Below are 22,886 nucleotides of genomic sequence, written 5' to 3' on the forward strand. Positions count from 1 at the left end.
GAGGTACGTCTCAGTAGAGGGTGACGACATCCGTCCGGGCGAGATATGTTCGGTTGTGAGGAGCAGCGGACAGCGCTTCCTCGCATATCGGAATGCCGGCTCGTGGGTTTTCCGCAATCACCCGGGGCCGGTGGGTGGAGATCTTGCCCACGGGGGAGGAGGAGGTGGAAGTCACCGAGTCCGAGACTCCGGGAGTTCCCGGAGTCTGGTGCAAAAGGGAGCAGCTCCGCCGAGGTGGCGGAGCGATCCGGGAACGGAGTTCTGCGTGGACATCGTCGTCAAGGGCCGCAAGACCGAGGTGCCCGAGCGGTTCCGCAAGCACGTGGCCGAGAAGCTGAAGCTGGACAAGATCCAGAAGCTCGACGGCAAGGTGATCAGCCTCGACGTCGAGGTGTCCAAGGAAACCAACCCGCGTCAGGCCGACCGTTCCGACCGTGTGGAGATCACCGTCCGCGGGCGCGGACCCGTGATCCGGGCCGAGGCCTCTGCATCGGATCCGTACGCGGCACTCGACCTGGCCACCGCCAAGCTCGAAGCCCGGCTGCGCAAGCAGCACGAGAAGCGGCACAACAGGCGTGGCACCGGCAGGCTCACCGCCGCCGAGGTCGCCAGCCGCGTGCCGGACGCGGCGCATCTCAACGGGGACGGCACCCTGGCCCACGACGAAGAGCCCGAGGGCGTGCCGACCACCAGGATCGGCTCGCTGGAGATCCAGGGCGAAGGCCCCCTCGTGGTCCGCGAGAAGACGCACGTCGCGGCCCCCATGTCGCTCGACCAGGCGCTCTACGAGATGGAGCTGGTCGGCCACGACTTCTACCTGTTCATCGACTCCGAGACCAAGGAACCGAGCGTCGTCTACCGGCGGCACGCCTACGACTACGGCGTGATCCACCTCAACGCGGACCCCATGGTCACCCAGCCGCAGGCGGCCGGCGGAGGCAGCGCCCTCGGCGGCTGACGCCCCCTCACGGAGCGCGTAGGCCGGTGCCCCTGGAGCGCGTGTGCGCCCCCAGGGGCACCCCCGTGCGACCACTGCGCGCACGGCTCGGGCGCCGGGCATGGAATCATGGGCCCGACGGCCCAACCCGCTTGACCCTGCCTAGGGTTGGTGCAGCCAAGGCAAGACACTGGCCCTGGCCTTCAGGGGGAGGAACGATGGCGGACAGCTTCGGACCGATGCGGAACGAGGATGCCGGGGACGGCATCGGCATCGGCACGGACGCGGGCGCCCCGCGCAAGGAGCCCATCCGGGTCCTTGTGGTGGACGACCACGCGCTCTTCCGTCGCGGCCTGGAGATCGTCCTCGCCGCCGAGGAGGACATCCAGGTCGTCGGGGAGGCGGGTGACGGAGCGGAGGCGGTGGACAAGGCCGCGGATCTGCTGCCGGACATCGTGCTCATGGACGTGCGGATGCCCAAGCGCGGCGGCATCGAGGCCTGTACCTCCATCAAGGAGGTGGCCCCCAGCGCCAAGATCATCATGCTGACGATCAGCGACGAGGAGGCCGACCTCTACGACGCGATCAAGGCGGGCGCCACCGGCTATCTGCTCAAGGAGATCTCCACGGACGAGGTCGCCACGGCGATCCGCGCGGTCGCCGACGGGCAGTCGCAGATCAGTCCGTCGATGGCGTCGAAGCTGCTCACGGAGTTCAAGTCGATGATCCAGCGCACCGACGAGCGGCGACTCGTGCCGGCGCCCCGGCTCACCGACCGGGAGCTCGAAGTCCTCAAGCTGGTGGCCACGGGCATGAACAACCGGGACATCGCCAAGGAGCTGTTCATCTCCGAGAACACCGTGAAGAACCACGTGCGCAACATCCTGGAGAAGCTCCAGCTGCACTCCCGGATGGAGGCCGTGGTGTACGCGATGCGGGAGAAGATCCTCGAGATCCGGTGACCGGCCCGGCCCGCCCGGGCCCCGTGCCACAGCCGAGGCGCCCGGGGGCCGGGCGGGCCGGGACCGTCGTCGGCGTGCGTCCGGTCCCCGCCGCCGGTGTCCGTCCGGGACGCCGTCAGCGGCCCAGGGCGCGGACCAGGTCGGCCGTCAGCTCGGGGCGGTCCGCCACGCGCTCCACACGCACGGCGTCGCAGCCCACCCACTCCGCCGCCTCCAGGAGGGCCTGAGCGACCGCGGGCACCGCCTTGGGGCCCTCCAGGGACACCTGCTTGGCGACCAGCGTGCCGCCCTCGCGCGCCGGGTCCACCCGGCCCACCAGGCGGCCGCCCGCGAGGACCGGCATCGCGAAATAGCCGTGGATGCGCTTCGGCTTCGGGACGTACGCCTCCAGGCGGTGGGTGAAGCCGAAGATCCGCTCCGTGCGGGCCCGCTCCCAGATCAGGGAGTCGAAGGGCGACAGGAGCGTCGTGCGGTGGCGGCCGCGCGGGGGCGCCGCGAGGGCCTCGGGGTCCGCCCAGGCGAGCTTGTCCCAGCCCTCGACCGTCACCGGCACCAGGCCCGAGTCCGCGACGACCGCGTCGAACTGCTCGCCCTTGAGGCGGTGGTAGTCCGCGATGTCCGCGCGCGTGCCCACGCCGAGGGCCTGGCCGGCCAGGGCGACCAGGCGGCGCAGGCACTCGCGGTCGTCCAGGTCGTCGTGGAGCAGGTCGTCGGGGATGGCGCGCTCCGCGAGGTCGTACACCCGCTTCCAGCCGCGGCGCTCCACGCACACCACCTCGCCGTGCATCAGCGCGCGCTCCACCGCGATCTTGGAGTCGGACCAGTCCCACCACTCGCCCTTGTTCTTCGCGCCGCCCAACTCGGTGGCCGTGAGCGGGCCTTCGGCGCGGAGCTGCTTGATGACCTGGTCGTACGCGCCGTTCGGGAGGTTGTGGTGCCAGTGCGGGCGGGCGCGGTAGGCGCGGCGGCGGAAGGCGAAGTGGGGCCACTCCTCGATGGGGAGGATGCAGGCGGCGTGGGACCAGTACTCGAAGGCGTGCGGGTGCGCTGGGGACGTGCCGGGGGGCGTGGCCGTCCAGTACGCCGACTCGACCTGCTTGCGGCCCACCGCGCCCAGGCGCGCGTACGGGATCAGCTCGTGGGAGCGGGCCAGGACCGAGATCGTGTCGAGCTGTACCGCGCCCAGGTGGCGCAGGACGCCGCGGACGCCTGCCTTGCGGTCGGGGGCGCCGAGGAAGCCCTGGGCCCGCAGGGCCAGGCGGCGGGCTTCGTCGGCGGTGAGGGTGGCCTCGGGGCGCGGAGTGCGGGTGGGCTCGGTCATGGGGGAACGATAGGGGGAGGGTCTGACACTCGGGCGCGGTCGGGCCCGCGCGGGACGCCCCGCCGCGTCCGGCAGCACGCTCCGCGCCTCTGTCCCCATGCGCGGACGCCTCTGCCCTCACGTGCGGACGGCCTGACGCTCACGCGCGGACGCCTCCGTCCTCACGTGCGGACGCCCTGACGCTCACGCGCGGACGCCTCCGTCCTCACGTGCGGACGCTCTGACGGTCACGCGCGGACGGCCTCCCGCGCCCGACGGCCTCCCGCGCCCGATGGGCTCAGACGCTCGACGCCCTCAGACGCCCGACGGGCTCGACAGGTACTGCTGGTGGGACGGCAGGCCGATGTCCGTGGGGAGGAGGGCGCCGACCCAGCAGTCGCGGAGGGTGTTCTTGTTGGGCAGGGCCGCGCGGAGGGTGCCCTCGACGGTGAAGCCCGCCTTCTCGGCGACCGCGCGGGAGCCCCGGTTGCCCACCTCGGCGCGCCACTCCAGGCGCGTGCAGCCGAGGCGCGTGAACGCCCAGTGGGCCATCGCCCGGACGGTCTCCGTCATATAACCCTGGCCCCGGTGCTCCTTGGCGGTCCAGAAGCCGATCTCCCAGCTGCCCGCGCGCGGGTGGTGCAGGCTCGTCGCGGCCAGGAGCGGGCCGCCCTCACGGGGGCGTACGGAGAAGGTGTACTCGATGTCGTGGCGCCAGCCGTCGGGGACCATGCGGCCGGTGAAGCCCTCGGCGTCCACGCGCGCGTAGGGCGACGGAATGGTCGTCCAGCGCTGGATGTCGGGGTCCTGGCACGCCGCGTACACCTCGTCCGTGTCGGCGGACGTGAAGGTGCGCAGCAGCAGGCGTTCGGTGGTGAGGGTGACGGGCTCCATCGGCCGATTCTGCGCGGGGTGCCCCGGGCGGCGCCAGCGGTTTGAGGGCTCCCGCCCGGTCCGGGGAGGCCACCGGGGCCCGGTACCGGCGCGGGCCGCGGGCGTCGCCGGAGCGATTCAGCGCTGGGCGGATCCACCGGCGGATGGTCCGGTATGCGGCACCTTCCAGGCGGCCCGAGCGTTGACGTACTGGCAGACCTCCCGGCGTGGTGGGGTCCTCGCATACGATGGCCGTTGCCCGACGAGTACAACCGACCATGCCAGGCCCGACCGGCAAGGAGACCAACCCCCGTGTCCGTCCTCTCGAAGATCATGCGTGCAGGCGAAGGCAAGATCCTGCGCAAGCTGCACCGCATCGCGGACCAGGTCAACTCCATCGAGGAGGACTTCACGGTCCTCTCCGACGCCGAGCTGCGCGCGCTGACGGCGGAGTACAAGGAGCGCTACGCCGACGGCGAAACGCTCGACGACCTGCTGCCGGAGGCGTTCGCGACCGTGCGCGAGGCCGCCAAGCGAGCCCTCGGCCAGCGCCACTACGACGTGCAGATCATGGGCGGCGCCGCCCTGCACCTCGGTTATGTCGCGGAGATGAAGACCGGTGAGGGCAAGACGCTGGTCGGCACTCTGCCCGCGTATCTGAACGCGCTCTCGGGCAAGGGCGTGCACCTCATCACGGTCAACGACTACCTGGCCGAGCGCGACTCCGAAATGATGGGCCGCGTCCACAAGTTCCTCGGCCTGACCGTCGGCTGCATCCTGGCGAACATGCCGCCCGCGCAGCGCCGCGAGATGTACAACTGCGACATCACGTACGGCACGAACAACGAATTCGGCTTCGACTACCTCCGCGACAACATGGCGTGGTCGAAGGACGAGCTGGTCCAGCGCGGCCACAACTTCGCGATCGTCGACGAGGTGGACTCGATCCTCGTCGACGAGGCGCGTACGCCGCTGATCATCTCCGGCCCCGCCGACCAGGCCACCAAGTGGTACGGCGACTTCGCCAAGCTGGTCACCCGCCTCACCAAGGGCAAGCCCGGCGAACCCCTCAAGGGCATCGAGGAGACCGGGGACTACGAGGTCGACGAGAAGAAGCGCACCGTCGGCATCCACGAGTCCGGCGTCGCCAAGGTCGAGGACTGGCTGGGCATCGACAACCTCTACGAGTCGGTGAACACCCCGCTCGTCGGCTACTTGAACAACGCCATCAAGGCCAAGGAACTGTTCAAGAAGGACAAGGACTACGTCGTCATCGACGGCGAAGTCATGATCGTCGACGAGCACACCGGCCGTATCCTCGCCGGCCGCCGCTACAACGAGGGCATGCACCAGGCGATCGAGGCGAAGGAAGGGGTGGACATCAAGGACGAGAACCAGACCCTCGCCACGATCACCCTGCAGAACTTCTTCCGCCTCTACAAGCGCAAGGACCACGAGGGCAAGGAAGTCCCCGGCCTCTCCGGCATGACCGGTACGGCCATGACCGAGGCCGCCGAGTTCCACCAGATCTACAAGCTCGGCGTCGTCCCGATCCCGACGAACCGGCCGATGGTCCGCAAGGACCAGTCCGACCTGATCTACCGCACCGAGGTCGCCAAGTTCGCCGCCGTCGTCGACGACATCGCGGAGAAGCACGACAAGGGGCAGCCGATCCTCGTCGGCACGACGTCGGTCGAGAAGTCCGAGTACCTCTCGCAGCAGCTGTCCAAGCGCGGCGTCCAGCACGAGGTGCTCAACGCCAAGCAGCACGACCGGGAGGCGACGATCGTCGCCCAGGCCGGCCGCAAGGGCGCCGTGACCGTGGCCACGAACATGGCCGGTCGTGGTACGGACATCAAGCTCGGCGGCAACCCCGAGGACCTCGCCGAGGCCGAGCTGCGCCAGCAGGGCCTCGACCCCGAGGAGCACATCGAGGAGTGGGCGCACGCGCTGCCCGCCGCCCTGGAGCGGGCCGAGCAGGCGGTCAAGGCCGAGTTCGAAGAGGTCAAGGCCCTCGGCGGGCTCTACGTCCTCGGCACCGAGCGGCACGAGTCGCGCCGCATCGACAACCAGCTGCGCGGTCGCTCCGGCCGTCAGGGCGACCCCGGTGAGTCGCGCTTCTACCTCTCGCTCGGCGACGACCTCATGCGCCTGTTCAAGGCTCAGATGGTCGAGCGCGTGATGTCCATGGCGAACGTGCCGGACGACGTGCCGATCGAGAACAAGATGGTCACGCGCGCCATCGCCTCCGCCCAGTCGCAGGTCGAGCAGCAGAACTTCGAGACGCGTAAGAACGTCCTCAAGTACGACGAGGTCCTCAACCGCCAGCGCGAGGTCATCTACGGCGAGCGCCGCCGCGTCCTGGAGGGCGAGGACCTGCACGAGCAGGTCCAGCACTTCATGGACGACACCATCGACGCGTACGTCGCGGCGGAGAGCGCCGAGGGCTTCGCGGAGGAGTGGGACCTCGACCGCCTCTGGGGCGCCTTCAAGCAGCTGTACCCGGTGAAGGTCACCATCGAGGAGCTCGAGGACGAGGTCGGCGACCGCGCCGGCCTGACCGCCGAGTTCATCTCGGACGCCATCAAGGAAGACATCCGCCAGCAGTACGAGTCCCGCGAGACGCAGCTCGGCTCCGAGATCATGCGGGAGCTGGAGCGCCGCGTGGTCCTGTCGGTCCTCGACCGCAAGTGGCGCGAGCACCTCTACGAGATGGACTACCTCCAGGAGGGCATCGGCCTCCGCGCCATGGCGCAGAAGGACCCGCTGGTCGAGTACCAGCGCGAGGGCTTCGACATGTTCAACGCCATGATGGACGGCATCAAGGAGGAGTCCGTCGGCTATCTGTTCAACCTGGAGGTCCAGGTCGAGCAGCAGGTCGAGGAGGTCCCCGTGGCCGACGCCGCGCCGTCCCTGACGAAGGACGGCGCGCAGGACGCGGTTCCGGCCGGCGCCCCCCGCCCGGAGATCCGCGCCAAGGGCCTGGACGCCCCGCAGCGCCCCGACCGCCTGCACTTCCAGGCGCCGAACGCCGAGGGCGGTGTCGACGAGGGCGACTTCACGACCTCCGGCGAGCCCGCGGGCACGTCCGCGTCCGGTGACGGCATGACGCGCGCGGAGCGCCGCAAGGCCCAGAAGGGCGGACGGCGCCGCAAGAAGTAGCCGCCGAGCGCTTCGGGCGCGAACCGAGTGGGGCCGGGTGCCGGTGGGCGCCCGGCCCTTCGGCGTTCCCTGACGCTCCCCGGCCTGGCACTCCCCGGCGCTCGCTGGGCTCACGCCTGGTGCCGTACGCCGCTGTCGACCTCCACGGCGGTGCAGCGCCAGCGTTCGTCGTCGCCCCGGTGCAGGCGGAACGCCAGGGCGCGCAGCGCCGGGCCCGCGCCGACGCGGGCGAAGACCTCGTAGACGCCGGGCCGCACCTCGTAGTGGCCGACGCGTCGCACGGCGGGCCGGTGGCCGCCCACGGAGCGCAGCGGCAGCAGCTCGGCGAGCCGGACCAGGTCGTCGTAGGCGGTGTGGGCGACGTGCCGTGCCACCGCGTGGACCGGGCGCTGGCCGCTGAGCACCAGTAACAGCAGCTCCGTGAAGAGCTCGGCCGGGTGCGGCGGAGGCTGCGCGGGCACGCGGTGCGAACGGGAGCCGGGGCGGCGCGGGTCGGGGCGGCCGGGCGGACGGCCCGCCGGTGGCCGGGACGCGGCCGGACGGGTGCCCGCCGGGCGGCGGGGACGGGTCATGACCTTCGGCATGCCGGGGGCGGCTGTCGGCGGCGGTGTGGGGGACTGGGGCACGGCGGGGCCTCCGTAAGGGCGCGGGCGGACGGGAGCGGCCCCCGGGACGCACGACCAGGAGTCGGGATACCGAGGGGTAACTTCACTCGGACCTTGTACGGCGGCGGAGGCGGCCGTGGCAACGCTCCCGAGGGGGCGCCGGGCCCGGCCGGGCGATTCGCTCATCAGGGTGAGCGCAGGGGGTCGCGGCCCCGTGGCCACGGGGCCGGTCCGGGTGAAGCGCCGGACGGCGGTGGACGCCGCGACGGGCTCGGGCAGCACCTCGAAGGGGGACCCGCGCACGTATCCTGAAGGCCCCTGCCGGGAGCCTTCGGCGACTACGAAAGCGGCCAAGCCATGCGCGTGTACGTACCCCTGACACTGCCCCGTCTCGCGCAGGCGCACGAGGCGGGCGAGGTGGGTCCCGGGCCGCTGACCGCGTACGCCGTGACGCCCGCGCTGCGCGAGTGGTACGTCTCCGACGACATCGAGGAGCTGGAGTACGCGGCCCTCAACCGGGCGGCGCTCGCCTCGCTGCGGCTGCTCGCGGGGGAGCCCGGCACCGCGCGGCGCCGGGTCGTCCTCGCGGCGGACGTGCCGGACGGCGCCGCCGTGGCCGACCCCGACCGGGGCCTGGACGCGGGGGCGCTCGGCGAGGTGCGGATCGCGGGCGCGCTGCCGCTGGCCAAGGCGGCGGCCGTGCACGTGGACGCGGACGACGCCGACGGGGACGTCTCGGCCGCGGCGGACGCGCTGGGCGCCGCGGACCAGGGCGACGACGACGCGCAGTTCGTCGTGGACGGCGCGGAGGACCACGAGCTGCTCTGGTACGCGACGCAGGAGATCCCGAACCTGGTCGGCCCTGCCGCCTAGCGGGGCCGCCGCCCGGGCCCCAGGGGGCCGTGGGGGCGGTGCTGTCAGTGGGGCCGGGTACGGTTTCGTGCATGGGGAAGCTGCAGCGCGGGACGGCCGGGGCCCACATCGTCTGGGACTGGAACGGCACACTTCTGCACGACATCCACGCCGTGATCGACGCGACGAACGCGTCGTTCGTCGAGATAGGCCTGGAGCCGATCACCCTTGAGCGGTATCGCGAGCTGTACTGCGTGCCGGTGCCGCGGTTCTACGAGCGGCTGATGGGGCGGCTGCCCACGGAGGCCGAGTGGCTGATGATGGACGCCGTCTTCCACAAGCACTACGGGGCGCGGGTGGACGCGTGCGCCCTCGCCGAGGGCGCGGCGGAGCTGCTCGCCACGCGGCAGGCCGCGGGGCGGACGCAGTCCCTGCTGTCGCTCGCGCCGCACGAGCAGCTGGTGCCGCTGGTGCGCAGGCACGGGATCGCCGAGCGGTTCGTGCGGATCGACGGGCGTACGGACGGCTCGCACACGGGCAAGGCCGAGCGGATGGTGCGGCACCTCGCGGCGCTCGACGGGGTCGACGCGGCGCGGATCGTCGTGATCGGGGACGCGGTGGACGACGCGGTCGCCGCGGCGCACGTGGGGGCGCGGGCCGTGCTGTACACCGGGGGGTCGCACAGCCGGGGCAGCCTCGAGGTCGCCGGGGTGCCCGTCGTGGACTCCCTCGGCGAGGCCGTGGAGCTCGCGGAGAGCCTGGTGGCATAGCCCCAGGCCCTCAGGCCCTCAGGCCCTCAGGCCCTCAGACCCCCAGGCCCCCAGGCCCCCGGCCCCAGACCCCCAGGCCTCAGGCTCCCAAGCCCAGCCTCAGCCTCGCGGCGCCCCCGCGGAGCGGCGGACCTACGTCACCGGAGCCTTCGCCCTCAGGACCGTGAGGAACTCGCGCATCCAGCGCGAGTGGTCCGGCCACGCCCGCGCCGAGACCAGCGTGCCGTCGACGACCGCCTCCGCGTCCTGGAAGGTGGCCCCGGCGGTCTGCATGTCGATCTCCAGGGCCGGATAGGCCGTGACGCGGCGGCCCGCGAGGCCGCCGACGGCGGCGGTCAGCAAGGGGCCGTGGCAGATCTGCGCCACCGGCTTGTCCGCGTCGAAGAAGGCCTTGAGGATCTTGCGGAGCTCGGGGTCGCCGCGCAGGTACTCGGGCGCCCGCCCGCCGGGGACCACGAGGGCGACGTACTGCCCGGGGTCGACCTCCGCGAAGGCCAGGTCGGCGGGCCAGGTGTAGCCGGGCTTCTCGGTGTAGGTGTCGAAGCCCGGCTCGAAGTCGTGCACGACGAACTGGAGCTTCTTGCGGGACGGGGCGGCGATGTGGACGTCGTACCCCTCCTCGCGCAGTCGCTGGTACGGGTAGAGGACCTCCAGTGACTCCGCCGCGTCACCGGTGACGATCAGGATCTTGGCTGCCATGGCTTCGCTCCCTGCTCGGCCGCGTCGTACGGCTCGCGTCGGCCGCGTCGGCCGCCTCGTACGCCTAGCGCCGGCCGCCTCGTGGCGCCCGTCCCGGTCAACGTGCCTCCGGCGGGGACGTTTGCCAAGAGGGCCTCCCGGGCCGCACGGGGGCCGAGGGGGCCGGGACTGTGCAGACTGTCAAAGTTCGGGCCCAGGTTTTGTACACATACGGCTCATGACGAGTTCCCGGTGGGGGGCGATAGCCTTGTCCCGTGATCAGCGCGATATCCCGCGGAGGCACCGCCGCCTCCGCCTTGCGCCCGCTACGCACGGAGGACATCCGTGCCGGGCGCCGCGCTGACGTTTTCCCGCGGTGCGGACAGCGCGGTCAGCGCGACCCCCAGGACCGGTCAACGATCACCCCGGAAATGGCGGAATCCCGCCCGCTCATCGCTCATCGCGGCATAACGTCGACACCGACCGGAGACCCCGTGTCGCGGCGTTATGGCACATCACTTCCTTCTACGTCACGCAACGGCGCGCGACAGGAGTCAGAGGACAATGCAGACCAAGCTGGACGAAGCCAAGGCCGAGCTGCTCGCGCGGGCCGCCCGGGTAGCTGAGAACAGCCCGGTCGGGGGGCGCCTGCCAACGGGAGCACCGACCGGGTCGAAGGGCGGTGGCGGGTCAGGCTCGGACCGGGCCGCCCACGCCGACCAGGACAAGGTGCTCGCGTTCCTCCAGCGCTACTACCTGCACACCGCCCCAGAGGACCTCACCGACCGCGACCCGGTCGACGTCTTCGGCGCCGCCTTCTCGCACTACCGTCTCGCCGAGAACCGCCCGCAGGGCACCGCGAACGTGCGCGTGCACACGCCCACGGTCGAGGAGAACGGCTGGACGTGCAGCCACTCCGTCGTCGAGGTCGTCACCGACGACATGCCGTTCCTCGTCGACTCCGTGACGAACGAGCTGTCGCGGCAGAGCCGCGGCATCCACGTCGTGATCCACCCGCAGGTCATCGTGCGCCGCGACCTGACCGGCAAGCTCCTCGAGGTGCTGCCCGCGGGGGCGCCGGGCGCGGAGAAGCCGCACGACACCCTCACCGAGTCGTGGATCCACGTCGAGATCGACCGCGAGACCGACCGCTCCGACCTGAAGCAGATCACCACCGACCTGCTGCGCATCCTGTCCGACGTCCGCGAGACCGTCGAGGACTGGGAGAAGATGCGCGACTCCGCGCTGCGCATCGCCGACGAGCTGCCGACCGAGCCGACCGCGTCCGACGTCCAGGGCGAGGACGTCGAGGAGGCCCGCGAGCTGCTGCGCTGGCTGGCCGCCGACCACTTCACGTTCCTCGGCTACCGGGAGTACGACCTCACCGACGAGGACTCCCTGTCCGCCGTGCCCGGCACCGGCCTCGGCATCCTGCGCTCCGACCCCAAGCACAGCGGCGACGACCACCACCCGGGCGGCCCGTCCTTCAACCGGCTGCCCGCCGACGCTCGCGCCAAGGCCCGCGAGCACAAGCTCCTCGTCCTGACGAAGGCCAACAGCCGCGCGACCGTCCACCGGCCGTCCTACCTCGACTACGTCGGAGTGAAGAAGTTCGACGCCGACGGCAACGTGGTGGGCGAGCGCCGCTTCCTCGGCCTCTTCTCCAGCGCCGCGTACACCGAGTCGGTGCGTCGCGTGCCCGTCATCCGGCGCAAGGTCGCCGAGGTCCTCAAGGGCGCGGGCTTCTCGCCCAACAGCCACGACGGCCGCGACCTGCTCCAGATCCTGGAGACGTACCCGCGCGACGAGCTGTTCCAGACGCCGCCCGACGAGCTGCGGTCGATCGTCACCAGCGTCCTGTACCTCCAGGAGCGCCGCCGCCTTCGGCTCTACCTGCGCAAGGACGTGTACGGCCGCTACTACTCGGCCCTGGTCTACCTGCCGCGCGACCGCTACACCACCGGCGTACGGCTGCGGATCATCGACATCCTCAAGGAGGAGCTGAACGGGGCCAGCGTCGACTTCACGGCCTGGAACACCGAGTCGATCCTGTCCCGCATCCACTTCGTGGTCCGGGTGCCCAAGGGCGGCGAGGTCCCCGCGCTCTCCGACGCCGACGTCGAGCGCATCGAGTCCCGCCTGGTGGAGGCCGCCCGCTCCTGGGCCGACGGCTTCGCCGAGGCGCTGACCGCCGAGTGCGGCGAGGAGCGCGCCGCCGAGCTGCTCCGCCGCTACCAGGGCGCGTTCCCCGAGGGCTACAAGGCCGACCACACGCCGCGCGCCGCCGTCGCCGACCTGGTCCACCTGGAGCACCTCCAGCAGGGCCACAAGGACTTCGCGCTCAGCCTGTACGAGCCGGTGGGCGCCGCCCCCGACGAGCGCCGCTTCAAGATCTACCGCTCCGGCGGCCAGGTCTCCCTGTCCGCCGTCCTGCCCGTCCTGCAGCGCCTGGGCGTGGAGGTCACCGACGAGCGGCCGTACGAGCTGCGCTGCGCGGACCGTACGAACGCGTGGATCTACGACTTCGGCCTGCGCATGCCCAAGCTGGGCAACGGCAGCGGCGACTACCTGGGCGACGACGGCCGCGAGCGCTTCCAGGAGGCCTTCGCCGCCGCCTGGACCGGCGAGGCCGAGGTCGACGGCTTCAACTCGCTGGTGCTGCGCGCCGGTCTGAACTGGCGCCAGGCGATGGTCCTGCGCGCGTACGCCAAGTACCTGCGCCAGGCGGGCTCCACCTTCAGCCAGGACTACATGGAGGACACCCTCCGCAACAACGTCCACACCACGCGGCTGCTCGTCTCCCTCTTCGAGGCCCGGATGTCGCCCGAGCGCCAGCGCGCGGGCACCGAGCTGACCGACGGCCTGCTCGAAGAGCTCGACGGCGCCCTCGACCAGGTGGCGTCGCTCGACGAGGACCGCATCCTGCGCTCCTTCCTCACCGTCATCAAGGCGACGCTGCGCACCAACTTCTTCCAGGAGGCGGCGGGCGGCAGGCCGCACGGCTACGTCTCCATGAAGCTGGACCCGCAGGCCATCCCGGACCTGCCGGAGCCGCGTCCGGCGTACGAGATCTGGGTGTACTCGCCGCGCGTCGAGGGCGTGCACCTGCGCTTCGGCAAGGTCGCGCGCGGCGGTCTGCGCTGGTCGGACCGGCGTGAGGACTTCCGTACGGAGATCCTCGGCCTGGTCAAGGCGCAGATGGTGAAGAACACCGTGATCGTGCCGGTCGGCGCGAAGGGCGGCTTCGTCGCCAAGCAGCTGCCCGACCCGTCGGTGGACCGCGACGCGTGGCTCGCCGAGGGCGTCGCCTGCTACAAGATCTTCATCTCGGCGCTGCTCGACATCACGGACAACCTGGTCGCGGGCGAGGTCGTGCCCCCGGCCGACGTGGTGCGCCACGACGAGGACGACACCTATCTGGTGGTCGCGGCCGACAAGGGCACGGCGACGTTCTCGGACATCGCCAACGAGGTGGCCGAGAGCTACAACTTCTGGCTCGGCGACGCCTTCGCGTCCGGCGGCAGCGCGGGCTACGACCACAAGGGCATGGGCATCACCGCGCGCGGCGCCTGGGAGTCCGTGAAGCGGCACTTCCGCGAGCTGGGCGTGAACACGCAGACCGAGGACTTCACGGTCGTCGGCGTCGGTGACATGTCCGGCGACGTGTTCGGCAACGGCATGCTCCTGTCCGAGCACATCCGCCTGGTGGCCGCCTTCGACCACCGGCACATCTTCATCGACCCGAACCCGGACGCGGCCACCTCGTACGCCGAGCGCCGCCGTCTGTTCGAGCTGCCCCGCTCCAGCTGGGCCGACTACAACAAGGACCTGCTCTCCCCGGGCGGCGGGATCTTCCCGCGCTCGGCCAAGGCGATCCAGCTCAACGCGCACATCCGCGAGGCCCTCGGCATCGAGACCGGCGGCGCCAAGATGACGCCCGCCGAGCTGATGCAGGCCATCCTGAAGTCGCCGGTGGACCTGCTGTGGAACGGCGGCATCGGCACCTACGTGAAGGCGTCCGCCGAGTCGCACACGGACGTCGGCGACAAGGCCAACGACGCCATCCGCGTCAACGGCGCCGACCTGCGCGTGAAGGTCGTCGGCGAGGGCGGCAACCTCGGTCTCACCCAGCTCGGCCGGATCGAGTTCGCCCGCGCGGGCGGACGCATCAACACGGACGCCATCGACAACAGCGCGGGCGTGGACACCTCCGACCACGAGGTGAACATCAAGATCCTGCTGAACGCCGTGGTGCAGGCCGGGGACATGACCGTCAAGCAGCGCAACAAGCTGCTCGCCCAGATGACCGACGAGGTCGGCCAGCTGGTCCTGCGCAACAACTACGCGCAGAACACGGCGCTCGCCAACTCCGTCTTCGAGGCCCCCTCGCTGCTGCACGCGCACCAGCGCTTCATGCGGCGCCTGGGCCGCGAGGGCCGCCTCGACCGCTCCCTGGAGTTCCTGCCGGCCGACCGGCAGATCCGCGAGCTGCTCGGCTCGGGCCGCGGTCTGTCGCAGCCCGAGCTGGCCGTCCTGCTCGCGTACACGAAGATCGTGACGGCGGACGAGCTGATCCAGACCTCGCTGCCGGACGACGAGTACCTGCGGCGGCTGCTGCACGCGTACTTCCCGAAGGCGCTGCGGGAGAAGTTCCCCGAGCAGGTCGACGGGCACGCGCTGCGCCGGGAGATCATCACCACGGTCCTGGTCAACGACACCGTGAACTCGGGCGGCTCGACCTTCCTGCACCGGCTCCGCGAGGAGACCGGCGCGTCCCTTGAGGAGATCGTCCGGGCGCAGCTCGCCGCGCGCGAGATCTTCGGGCTCGGCGAGGTGTGGGACGCCGTCGAGGCGCTGGACAACGTGGTGGCCGCCGACGTGCAGACGCGGGTCCGGCTGCACTGCCGCCGCCTCGTCGAGCGCGGCACGCGCTGGCTCCTGAACAACCGGCCGCAGCCGCTGCAGCTCGCCGAGACGGTCACCTTCTTCAGCGAGGGCGTCACGCGGGTGTGGGCGGCGCTGCCCAAGCTGGTGCGCGGCTCGGACCTGGAGTGGTACGAGAGCATCCGCGAGGAGCTCACCGGGGCCGGGGTGCCGGACGAGCTGGCCCAGCGCGTGGCCGGGTTCTCCTCGGCCTTCCCCGCGCTCGACATCGTCGCCGTCGCCGACCGCAAGGGCAGGGACCCGCTGGACGTCGCCGAGGTGTACTACGACCTCGCCGACCGGCTGCGGATCACGCAGCTGATGGACCGCATCATCGAGCTGCCGCGCAACGACCGCTGGCAGTCCATGGCGCGGGCCTCCATCCGCGAGGACCTGTACGCGGCGCACGCCGCGCTGACGGCCGACGTCCTGGAGGTCGGCGACGCCTCCTCGACGCCCGAGCAGCGCTTCAAGGCGTGGGAGGAGAAGAACGCCGCGATCCTCGGCCGGGCCCGGACCACCCTGGAGGAGATCCAGGGCTCGGACGCCTTCGACCTGGCGAACCTGTCGGTGGCCATGAGGACGATGCGCACGCTGCTGCGCACGCATTCGTAGTCCGTACGAAGCCGGGGCGCCCCGCACCGATCGGTGCGGGGCGCCCCGGCGTTTTCGCGTCCGTACGCGCCGAACGCGCCTGCGCTGGCAAAACGGGCATTTGGGGTACGGTGGATGAGATTATTTCGGGAAGGTCACAGGGTAAGCCGATGACAGAAGCAAGTCCGCTGGACGCTGCGGAAAGCGCGGTTCGTGCCTTCGGAGCGCCGCAGCTGCCCGAGGAGTGGGCGGCCACCCCGCTCACCGTCGTGATGCCGACGTACAACGAGGCGGGCAGCCTGCCCGGGACGGCCGAGGCCCTCATGGCCCTGCCGCTGCCCGGACTGAGCCTGCTCGTCGTCGACGACTCCAGCCCCGACGGCACGGGGGCGATCGCCGAGGAGCTGGCGCGGCGCGTCGGGGAGACCCAGGGGCGCCGCCGCGTGCGCGTCCTGCACCGCACCGAGAAGGACGGCCTCGGCCGGGCCTACGCGGCGGGCATGGCGCGCGCCGTCGCCGACGGCGCGCACTACGTGCTGCAGATGGACGCCGACGGCAGCCACCCCGCCGACAAGGTCGCCGAGCTGCTCGGCGTGGCCCTCGCCACCGACGCGGGGGTCGTCGTCGGCAGCCGCTACGTCCAGGGCGGCACCCTCTCCGACGCCTGGGGTGCCCACCGCAGAATCCTTTCCCGCTGGGCCAACGCGTACGCGGGCACGATCCTCGGCACCCGGGTCCGGGACATCACCGGCGGCTTCAACCTGTGGCGCGCCGACGCCGTGCGCGCGGTGGACCTCGCGACGGTCGACAGCGCGGGCTACAGCTTCCAGGTCGAGATGAAGTACCGCGCGCTGCGCCACGGCTTCGGCCTCGTGGAGGTGCCGATCCACTTCGAGGACCGCACCGTCGGCGAGTCCAAGATGAACCTGATGGTGCAGCTGGAGTCGGTCGCCATGCCCTGGAAGCTGCGCCTGCGCGACACGCGCCGCGGGGCGCGCGACGCCCTGGTGGGCCGGGCGGCGCGGGCGGCACGCGGCGACCGGGGGCCGCTGGGATGACGAGCACGGTCCACGAGGCGGCCCGGCTCGCGGGCGCGCCGCACGAGGCGGCCGCGGCGGCGCCGGGGCAGCGTCTGGCGCGGCCGCGGCGGGTCCCGCCGCGCCTGCGCCGCCTGTGCGTGGAGCTCGTCAAGTTCGGCGTGGTCGGCGGCAGCGGCGTCGCGGTCAACTTCCTCGTCTTCAACCTCCTGCTGCACGGCCTGGGTTCGGCCCCCATGGCCGCGACGGTCCTCGCAAGCGCGGTCGCCATGGGCACCAACTACCTGGGCTTCCGCTTCTTCGCCTACCGGGACCGGGCCCGGCGCACCAGGCGCCAGATCGTCCTGTTCTTCGCCTTCAGCGGCATCGGCGTGGCGATGGAGACCCTGCTCTTCTACGCGGCGTACCACGGGGCGGGGATGAACGGCCCCCTCGGCGCCAACGTCGCCAAGGCCCAGTCCATCCTGCTGGCCTCGGCCTTCCGGTTCCTGGTGTACCGGACGTGGGTGTTCCAGCACCGTGGTCATACGCGGGGCGCGTAGCGGCAGCGCGGTCGCGGCGGCCCGGCTCGGTGCCGCCGTCGTCGTCGCCTTCCTGATCGCCGTGATCGTCCGCCTTCCCTGGCGGGGCGACCTCGGCATCCACGCGGCCACCGTCGAACGGCTGAGGCACGATCTGCTCCACCCCGGCGACCCGCTGGTCGACGCGGACGCGGCGAGCCCGTACTACTCGCCCTGGACGGTGTTCCTCGGCGCCGTGGCGCGGCTGACCGGGGCCGGGACCTTCGGGGTGCTCCGCGGCGCGGCCCTGGTGGGCCTGGCCGCCCTGGTCACCGGCGTCTGGCGGTTCACGCGCACGCTCAGCGACCACCGGGCCGCCCCGCCCCTGGCGCTGCTCGCGCTGCTCCTGCTGTGGGGCCCGGCGCTCTTCTCGTGGAGCGGCTTCCTGGGCCTGGACTCGCTCGCCCTGACGGTCGCGTACCCCAGCACCTTCGCGCTGGGCCTCGCCTTCCACCTCTGGGCGTGGCTGCGCGGGTCCCTGCGGGACGGCGCGGGCTGGGGGAGGTGGCTCGGTCTGGGCGGGCTGTGGGCGGTGATCCTTCTGGTGCACCAGTTCACGGGGGTGGTCGCGTCCCTCGGGATCGTGGCGCTGGGCGCTTCGGCGGTCGTGCCGCGGTCGGCTGCCGGTCGGCTGCGGATCCGTCGTGGCTGGTCGCGCAGTTCCCCGCGCCCCTTCGGGGCGCTCCTCCTCGGCCTCGTGCTCCTCGCCGTGTGGCCGTACTACTCCTTCTTCGCCCTCCTCGGCGCGGGCGGCGGCCTTGAGGACATCCACCGCGCCCTGTACCGCGACCTGCCGGGGCGCTACGCCTTCGTGCTCCTGGGCGTGGCCGCGCTGGCGCTCCGCTTCCGCCGCGACCGGCGCGATCCACTCGTGCTCTTCTTCGTCCTGGGGGCGGCGGTCGTCGCCGCGGGCTTGTGCACCGGCCACTACTCCTGGGGCCGCGCCCTGCCCGCCGCGCTCGTCCCGGCCCAGCTCGCGGCCGCCCTGGAAGCCGTGGAGGGCGGCTTCGGCCGGGCCCGCGCCGCCTTCGCCGCGCTGCTCGCCCTGGCCCTCGCCGCCGGGGCCTGGACCCAGGCGGGCGCGCTCGGCTACGTCCTGCCGAGGTCGGCCCTGCCGCCGCCGGTGGCCGCCAAGTACCGGGAGCCCTGGCCCGGCTACCGCTGGATCACCCCGTGGGTGCGCTACGGCGACGTGGTCATGGCCAAGACGTTCCCGGCCCGGCAGATCCCGGCGTACGGGGCGTACACCGTGGCGCCCGGCTATCCGGACTTCTTCCTGCCCGACGAGGCCGCGCGCGAGGCGGCCGTCCGCCGCTACTTCGCGCCCGGCACCCCGCGCGCCGCCCGCCTGGAGGTGCTGCGCCGGTACGGGGTGCGGTGGGTGGTGGCCCGCCCGGGAGACGGCGGCCCGCGCCCCGGCGACCCCGCGCTGCGCGAGGTGGCGAGGGGACTGCGGGGGCAGGTCCTCTACGAGGCCCGGGTCAGCGCGCCACGCTCCTGAGGAGCTTCGCCGCCTCGCGAAGGCGGGCCCCGGCGCGCCCGCCGGTGACCCGTCGCGCCAGCGGTCGTACCAGCCGGGCCGTCACGCCCACGGGCGTCCAGCGCAGCTGGAGGCGGCCCGCGCCCCGGCCCTCCGGCTCCACCGTGACCTGATGCGGGGCGGTGCCGTGCCGGTAGCCGACGCGGGCCGTGACCGCGGGGAAGTCCAGGGGCGCGAGCAGCAGGCCGCTGTTGCGCAGCGGGCCCTCGGTCAGCTGGACCAGGGGGTGGCGGACGCCGTCGAAGCCCTGCGGCGGCAGCGCGGCCCCGGCCAGGTCGAGGACGGTCTCGCCCGCGAAGACGCCGGGCCGTACGGGGTCGAGACGGAAGCGGACCGTCAGGCGCCGCCCGCCGGGGGCCACCACCAGGGACGCCACCCGCGGGCCCACCGGGAGCCGCAGGCCCGGGTCGTAGGTGCGCACGCGCAGCCGCAGGGTGGCGCCGGGGCCCGGCTCGACGCGGGTCAGCTCGTGGCGGAACAGGGCGCTGGGGAAGGGCCGGGTGTCCAGGCCCAGGTCGGTGAGGTCGAGGTCGCGCCGGGCCGCGGGGGCCGCGGGGACCCGCGCGCCCCAGTAGAGGCGGCCGTCCCGGTCCGCAGCCGCCTCGCGCGGGGCCACGCCGTGGCCGAGGCCGCGGGCCGCGACCCGGGCGTCGGCGAGGCGCCCGTCCCGCACCAGGCGCAGGACCACGCGCTCGGCGCGCGGCAGGCGCTCGTACGCCGTGGGGGACAGGCCCGCCAGATACGGGTTCACGATGTCCGCGAAGCCGCGCAGCCAGGCGTCGTCCCGGTGGGGCAGGTCGCCCGCGTACATGCGGAAGTCGTGCTTGAGGAACTTGTAGTCCTTGGCCTCGCGCAGGCTCGCGTGCCCGCTGGTGCGCAGGAAGTCGTCGATGAGGCCCTGGACGTGCACGCGGTCGCGCACGTTGCTCAGCTTGTGCCGCTGGTTGGAGATGGAGGCCGAGGACGCGGCGCCGTAGGGCTCTATGTACCAGCGGTAGACGGGCTCGGGGATCACGGTGAAGGCCTTGGCCAGGCAGTAGGCCTGGGCCGAGAACAGCTGGTCCTCGTAGTGGATGCCCTCGGGGAAGCGCAGGCCGTTCCGGTCGAGGAAGGACCTGCGGTACATCTTGCTCGTCGACAAGTGCTCGAAGAGCAGGGCGGGTTCGGTCTCGATGCCCTCGACCGTGCGGCGCTCGGCGACCAGGTGGGGCATCCAGGTGGAGGTGCGGCCGGTGTCGACGCGGACGCGCTCCACCGCGCCCATCACGAAGTCGGCCGCGCGCTCGGCGTGCGCGGCGAGCAGCGATTCCACGGCGCGCTCGGGCAGTTCGTCGTCGCTGTCGAGGAACATCAGGTACGGGGCGCGGGCGATGTCGATCGCGCGGTTGCGGGGCGCGCTGCAGCCGCCGCTGTTCTCCGGCAGCCGCAGGTAGGTGACGCGCGGGTCCTCCGCGGCGAGTGCGCGGGCCACGCGCGGGGTGTCGTCCGTCGAGTGGTCGTCGCTGATGACGACCTCGATGTCGCCGTGGGTCTGGCGGAGCGCGGAGCGGACCGCGCGCGGCAGGCGGGCCGCGTCGTTGAAGACGATGACCGTGATCGTCACGTCGGGGGTCACCGGACGGCCTCCTCGGGCGTCGGGGCGGGGGTGCGCTCGTCCAGCGGCACGACGGGCGGCAGGGCCGAATCCGGCTCGTCCAGGAACACGCGGCGCACCACCCGCTCCGCCGCCCGGCCGTCGTCGAACTCGCAGAAGCGGCGCCGGAAGGCGGCCCGCGCCCGCCGCGCCGCCGCGTCCCGCCAGGCGTCGGTGGTGAGGATCCGCGTCAGCTCCTCCTGGGTGCGCGCCACCGCACCCGGGGGCTCGGCCGGCAGGTCGAAGTAGACCCCGCGCGTCTTCGCGTACGTCTCCCAGTCGTCGGCGTAGACGACGATCGGCCGGTCCAGGTTGGCGTAGTCGAACATGATGGACGAGTAGTCCGTGATCAGGGCGTCCGCCGCCAGGGCGAGGTCCTCCACCGGGTCGTACGCGGACACGTCGACGACCCGGCCGGTGCGGCGTAGGGCCGTGAGGGGCGAGCCCGTGCCGCCGCCGTAGAAGTAGTGGCCGCGGACCAGCAGGACGGTGTCGTCGCCGAGGCGGTCCGCCAGGGCGGCCAGGTCAAGGCGCGGGGTCCAGGTCGCCTCGTAGTCGCGGTGGGTGGGCGCGTAGAGCAGGGCGCGCTTGCCGGGGGCGATGCCGAGGCGGTCGCGGACGGCCCGGACGTCGGCGGCCGTCGCGGTGTAGTAGACGTCGTTGCGCGGGTAGCCGTGGTCCAGCTCGACGTAGCGGGACTGGTAGGCGCGCTGCCACGTCTCCGTGGAGTGGCTGTTGGAACTGAGGCTGTAGTCCCAGCGGTCGACGCGGGCGAGCAGCTCGTGGAAGTTCAGGCCCTGCGCGGCGGCCGGGTAGTCGAGCTGGTCGAGGCCCATGCGCTTCAGCGGGGTGCCGTGGTGGGTCTGGAGGTGCACGGCGCCCTGCCGTTTGACGATCGCGTTGGGGAAGTTGGCGTTGTTCACCAGGTACTTGGCCGTCGCCATGACGCGCCAGTAGCGGCGGGTGCCGGGGACCACGTGGTCCGTGCCCGGCGGAAGGAGCGGCTCGTTCGCCCGCGACACCACCCACACCGGGTGGATGTGGGGGGCGAGCTCCGCGAGCTTCGCCGCGATCGCGCCGGGGTTGCAGGCGACGCCCCGGTCCCAGTACGCCGAGAACACCGCGAGGCGCGGGTCGACGGGGCGCCTCAGGTCCTGGTGGTACTGGACGGCGCGGACCGTCTTGGCCGCCTTCCGCCTGCCGCCCGCCACCGCCGACCTCAGCTTGCGGCGCTGCTGGTTGGCCAGCTGGAAGGCGCGGTACTTCGTGTATGCGTCCTCTTCGAGCAGGCGGCGGCGCACGCCCTCAAGGCCGCCGGGGCGCCGGTGCCCCGGCGGGCGGAAGGCGACCGCGGCCAGCGAGGCGCGGTGGAAGAACTCACGGGCCACCGGCTCCGGAAGCCCCGCGCGGGCGACGGTCCGCAGGCAGGCGGTGACCATCGCCGCGTACAGGACTTCGGAAGGGCCGGGTCCCGCCGCGCTCCGCTCGGCCAGGCGCAGCAGCCGCTCGTACGTCCTCAGGAGGGCGAAGCGGTCGTCCGCCGTGGGCGGCGGCAGGCTCTCGGGCCGCAACCGGCGCTCCTCCAGGGCGGCTTGGCCGAGCACCGCGATCCGGTCGGCGGCCAGGAGCGCGGCGTACGCCGTGAACAGCTCGTCGTCCGTGGCCAGCTGGTCCTGGTGCGCCTGCCAGAAGTCCCGGCGCAGCACCCGGTTGCCCAGGAGCGGGGTGACCTTGAGCAGGTCGGGGCAGTCCGCGAGGGACACCTCGCGGCGGCCCGGCTTCGCCAGGAACCGGCCGTCGGGGCTCGGCAGGCGCGTGTGGCGCCACGTCGACCTGGTGTGGTCGGTGAGCAGGACGTCCACCGTGTCCGGCAGCGCGGCCGCGCGCTCGGCGACGGCGCGGGCGGCGCCCGGCGGCACGCTGTCCTTGCTGTGCACGAAGTGCAGCCAGTGGCCGCGGGCGCTGGCGGCGCCCGCCGCGCGGGCCGCGCCGTCCGGGGTGGCGTCGGGCAGGGCGACCAGGGTGAGGCCGGGGTGGCGGGCCGCCGCGGCCCGCGCGGAGGTGCCGACGGCGGCGACGACGACCTCCACGTCGGTGCCGGCCTGGCGGGCGACGGCGTCGAGGCTCTCGCTCAAGTGGCCCTGGACGTTGCGCCCGTGGACGACGACGCTCAGGTGCGGCCGGTTCTCCCTCACGCGCACTCCTTAAGTCGCTCAACGCTCCCATAGTGTAATGATCTGGACATTGATGGCACAAAGGGGGAAAGGCTCTTGGGGGGCAGGCAGCAGGGGCAGGGGCAGCCGGCGGGGGTGGCCGATGGAGGCGGTGAGGTCAGCCCTTGCCGTCGCCGCTCGTGAAGCGCTCGTACTCCTTGATGACCTCGTCGGTGGGCCCGTCCATGCGCAGCTCGCCGCGCTCCAGCCACAGGACCCGGTCACAGGTGTCACGGATCGACTTGTT

Annotated in this window: 15 protein-coding genes and 1 pseudogene; 9 read left to right on the forward strand and 7 right to left on the reverse strand. The window is 72.5% G+C overall.

What is annotated here, in order from left to right:
* The first annotated feature begins 265 nt into the window (after positions 1–265).
* Together hpf and IG74_RS0138395 are read left to right on the forward strand one after the other, a co-directional pair.
* Positions 266–958: a ribosome hibernation-promoting factor, HPF/YfiA family gene (gene hpf, locus IG74_RS0138390; protein WP_030686986.1), complete on the forward strand. Its 693-nt coding sequence runs from the start codon at positions 266–268 to the stop codon at positions 956–958.
* A 197-nt stretch (positions 959–1,155) separates the two neighbouring features.
* Positions 1,156–1,899 carry a response regulator gene (locus IG74_RS0138395; protein ID WP_030686988.1) on the forward strand — a complete coding sequence of 248 codons (744 nt, stop codon included), beginning with the start codon at positions 1,156–1,158 and terminating at the stop codon, positions 1,897–1,899.
* A 115-nt stretch (positions 1,900–2,014) separates the two neighbouring features.
* On the opposite strand, the gene IG74_RS0138400 is transcribed toward IG74_RS0138395, so the two are convergent.
* Positions 2,015–3,220, reverse strand: coding sequence for a winged helix-turn-helix domain-containing protein (locus IG74_RS0138400; RefSeq protein ID WP_030686991.1), 1,206 nt, complete (start codon positions 3,218–3,220; stop codon positions 2,015–2,017).
* Between the two features lie 294 nt (positions 3,221–3,514).
* A complete protein-coding gene (locus tag IG74_RS0138405; protein WP_030686992.1) occupies positions 3,515–4,093 on the reverse strand; it encodes a GNAT family N-acetyltransferase in 579 nt (192 codons plus the stop codon).
* Positions 4,094–4,384: 291 nt separating this feature from the next.
* On the opposite strand from IG74_RS0138405, the gene secA reads away from it, so the two are divergent.
* A complete protein-coding gene (gene secA, locus IG74_RS0138410) occupies positions 4,385–7,234 on the forward strand; it encodes a preprotein translocase subunit SecA (protein WP_030686994.1) in 2,850 nt (949 codons plus the stop codon).
* Positions 7,235–7,344: 110 nt separating this feature from the next.
* Here secA and IG74_RS53765 read toward each other — a convergent pair whose 3' ends face one another.
* Positions 7,345–7,806, reverse strand: a complete 462-nt coding sequence (locus tag IG74_RS53765) for an Rv3235 family protein (protein WP_234334586.1) — start codon at positions 7,804–7,806, stop codon at positions 7,345–7,347.
* A gap of 390 nt (positions 7,807–8,196) precedes the next feature.
* Here IG74_RS53765 and IG74_RS0138420 point away from each other — a divergent pair, with 390 nt between their 5' ends.
* Positions 8,197–8,712 carry a DUF6912 family protein gene (locus tag IG74_RS0138420; protein WP_030686999.1) on the forward strand — a complete coding sequence of 172 codons (516 nt, stop codon included), beginning with the start codon at positions 8,197–8,199 and terminating at the stop codon, positions 8,710–8,712.
* A gap of 71 nt (positions 8,713–8,783) precedes the next feature.
* Complete coding sequence (locus IG74_RS0138425) at positions 8,784–9,461, forward strand: HAD family hydrolase (protein ID WP_030687001.1); 678 nt, start codon at positions 8,784–8,786, stop codon at positions 9,459–9,461.
* Between the two features lie 132 nt (positions 9,462–9,593).
* Here IG74_RS0138425 and IG74_RS0138430 read toward each other — a convergent pair whose 3' ends face one another.
* A complete protein-coding gene (locus IG74_RS0138430; protein ID WP_030687004.1) occupies positions 9,594–10,160 on the reverse strand; it encodes a DJ-1/PfpI family protein in 567 nt (188 codons plus the stop codon).
* A 543-nt stretch (positions 10,161–10,703) separates the two neighbouring features.
* Here IG74_RS0138430 and IG74_RS0138435 point away from each other — a divergent pair.
* The 4 genes from IG74_RS0138435 to IG74_RS0138450 all read left to right on the forward strand — a co-directional run bounded on the left by IG74_RS0138435 (position 10,704) and on the right by IG74_RS0138450 (position 18,754).
* Positions 10,704–15,677: an NAD-glutamate dehydrogenase gene (locus tag IG74_RS0138435; protein WP_030687006.1), complete on the forward strand. Its 4,974-nt coding sequence runs from the start codon at positions 10,704–10,706 to the stop codon at positions 15,675–15,677.
* 251 nt (positions 15,678–15,928) lie between these two features.
* Positions 15,929–16,714 carry a polyprenol monophosphomannose synthase gene (locus tag IG74_RS0138440; protein WP_420710016.1) on the forward strand — a complete coding sequence of 262 codons (786 nt, stop codon included), beginning with the start codon at positions 15,929–15,931 and terminating at the stop codon, positions 16,712–16,714.
* Complete coding sequence (locus IG74_RS0138445; RefSeq protein ID WP_030687010.1) at positions 16,711–17,235, forward strand: GtrA family protein; 525 nt, start codon at positions 16,711–16,713, stop codon at positions 17,233–17,235. Before IG74_RS0138440 ends, IG74_RS0138445 begins: the two co-directional genes overlap by 4 nt.
* On the forward strand, positions 17,219–18,754 hold the full coding sequence (locus tag IG74_RS0138450) for a hypothetical protein (RefSeq protein WP_030687011.1): 1,536 nt from the start codon (positions 17,219–17,221) through the stop codon (positions 18,752–18,754). Before IG74_RS0138445 ends, IG74_RS0138450 begins: the two co-directional genes overlap by 17 nt.
* On the opposite strand, the gene IG74_RS0138455 is transcribed toward IG74_RS0138450, so the two are convergent.
* From IG74_RS0138455 to IG74_RS51450, 3 genes and pseudogenes are all read right to left on the reverse strand, one after another.
* Positions 18,735–20,408 carry a glycosyltransferase family 2 protein gene (locus IG74_RS0138455; protein ID WP_037826787.1) on the reverse strand — a complete coding sequence of 558 codons (1,674 nt, stop codon included), beginning with the start codon at positions 20,406–20,408 and terminating at the stop codon, positions 18,735–18,737. The two genes, IG74_RS0138450 and IG74_RS0138455, sit on opposite strands and share 20 nt — an antisense overlap.
* On the reverse strand, positions 20,405–22,621 hold the full coding sequence (locus IG74_RS0138460) for a CDP-glycerol glycerophosphotransferase family protein (protein WP_030687013.1): 2,217 nt from the start codon (positions 22,619–22,621) through the stop codon (positions 20,405–20,407). The genes IG74_RS0138455 and IG74_RS0138460 overlap by 4 nt, the downstream gene beginning before the upstream one ends.
* 136 nt (positions 22,622–22,757) lie before the next feature.
* A pseudogene (locus tag IG74_RS51450) lies at positions 22,758–22,886 on the reverse strand (ABC transporter ATP-binding protein); the annotation flags it as partial.

The sequence above is a fragment of the Streptomyces sp. NRRL B-1347 genome, from assembly GCF_000720325.1.
In the GTDB taxonomy this organism is placed as follows: Bacteria; Actinomycetota; Actinomycetes; order Streptomycetales; family Streptomycetaceae; genus Streptomyces.

What these genes read in the sequence shown, in the direction of transcription:
- IG74_RS0138425 (WP_030687001.1), top strand. Translation starts at nt 8,784, where the DNA reads ATGGGGAAGCTGCAGCGCGGGACGGCCGGGGCCCACATCGTCTGGGAC.
- IG74_RS0138420 (WP_030686999.1), top strand. Translation starts at nt 8,197, where the DNA reads ATGCGCGTGTACGTACCCCTGACACTGCCCCGTCTCGCGCAGGCGCAC.
- IG74_RS0138395 (WP_030686988.1), top strand. Translation starts at nt 1,156, where the DNA reads ATGGCGGACAGCTTCGGACCGATGCGGAACGAGGATGCCGGGGACGGC.
- IG74_RS0138400 (WP_030686991.1), bottom strand. Translation starts at nt 3,220, where the DNA reads ATGACCGAGCCCACCCGCACTCCGCGCCCCGAGGCCACCCTCACCGCC.
- IG74_RS0138445 (WP_030687010.1), top strand. Translation starts at nt 16,711, where the DNA reads ATGACGAGCACGGTCCACGAGGCGGCCCGGCTCGCGGGCGCGCCGCAC.
- IG74_RS0138440 (WP_420710016.1), top strand. Translation starts at nt 15,929, where the DNA reads ATGCCGACGTACAACGAGGCGGGCAGCCTGCCCGGGACGGCCGAGGCC.
- IG74_RS0138405 (WP_030686992.1), bottom strand. Translation starts at nt 4,093, where the DNA reads ATGGAGCCCGTCACCCTCACCACCGAACGCCTGCTGCTGCGCACCTTC.
- IG74_RS53765 (WP_234334586.1), bottom strand. Translation starts at nt 7,806, where the DNA reads ATGACCCGTCCCCGCCGCCCGGCGGGCACCCGTCCGGCCGCGTCCCGG.
- IG74_RS0138430 (WP_030687004.1), bottom strand. Translation starts at nt 10,160, where the DNA reads ATGGCAGCCAAGATCCTGATCGTCACCGGTGACGCGGCGGAGTCACTG.
- IG74_RS0138435 (WP_030687006.1), top strand. Translation starts at nt 10,704, where the DNA reads ATGCAGACCAAGCTGGACGAAGCCAAGGCCGAGCTGCTCGCGCGGGCC.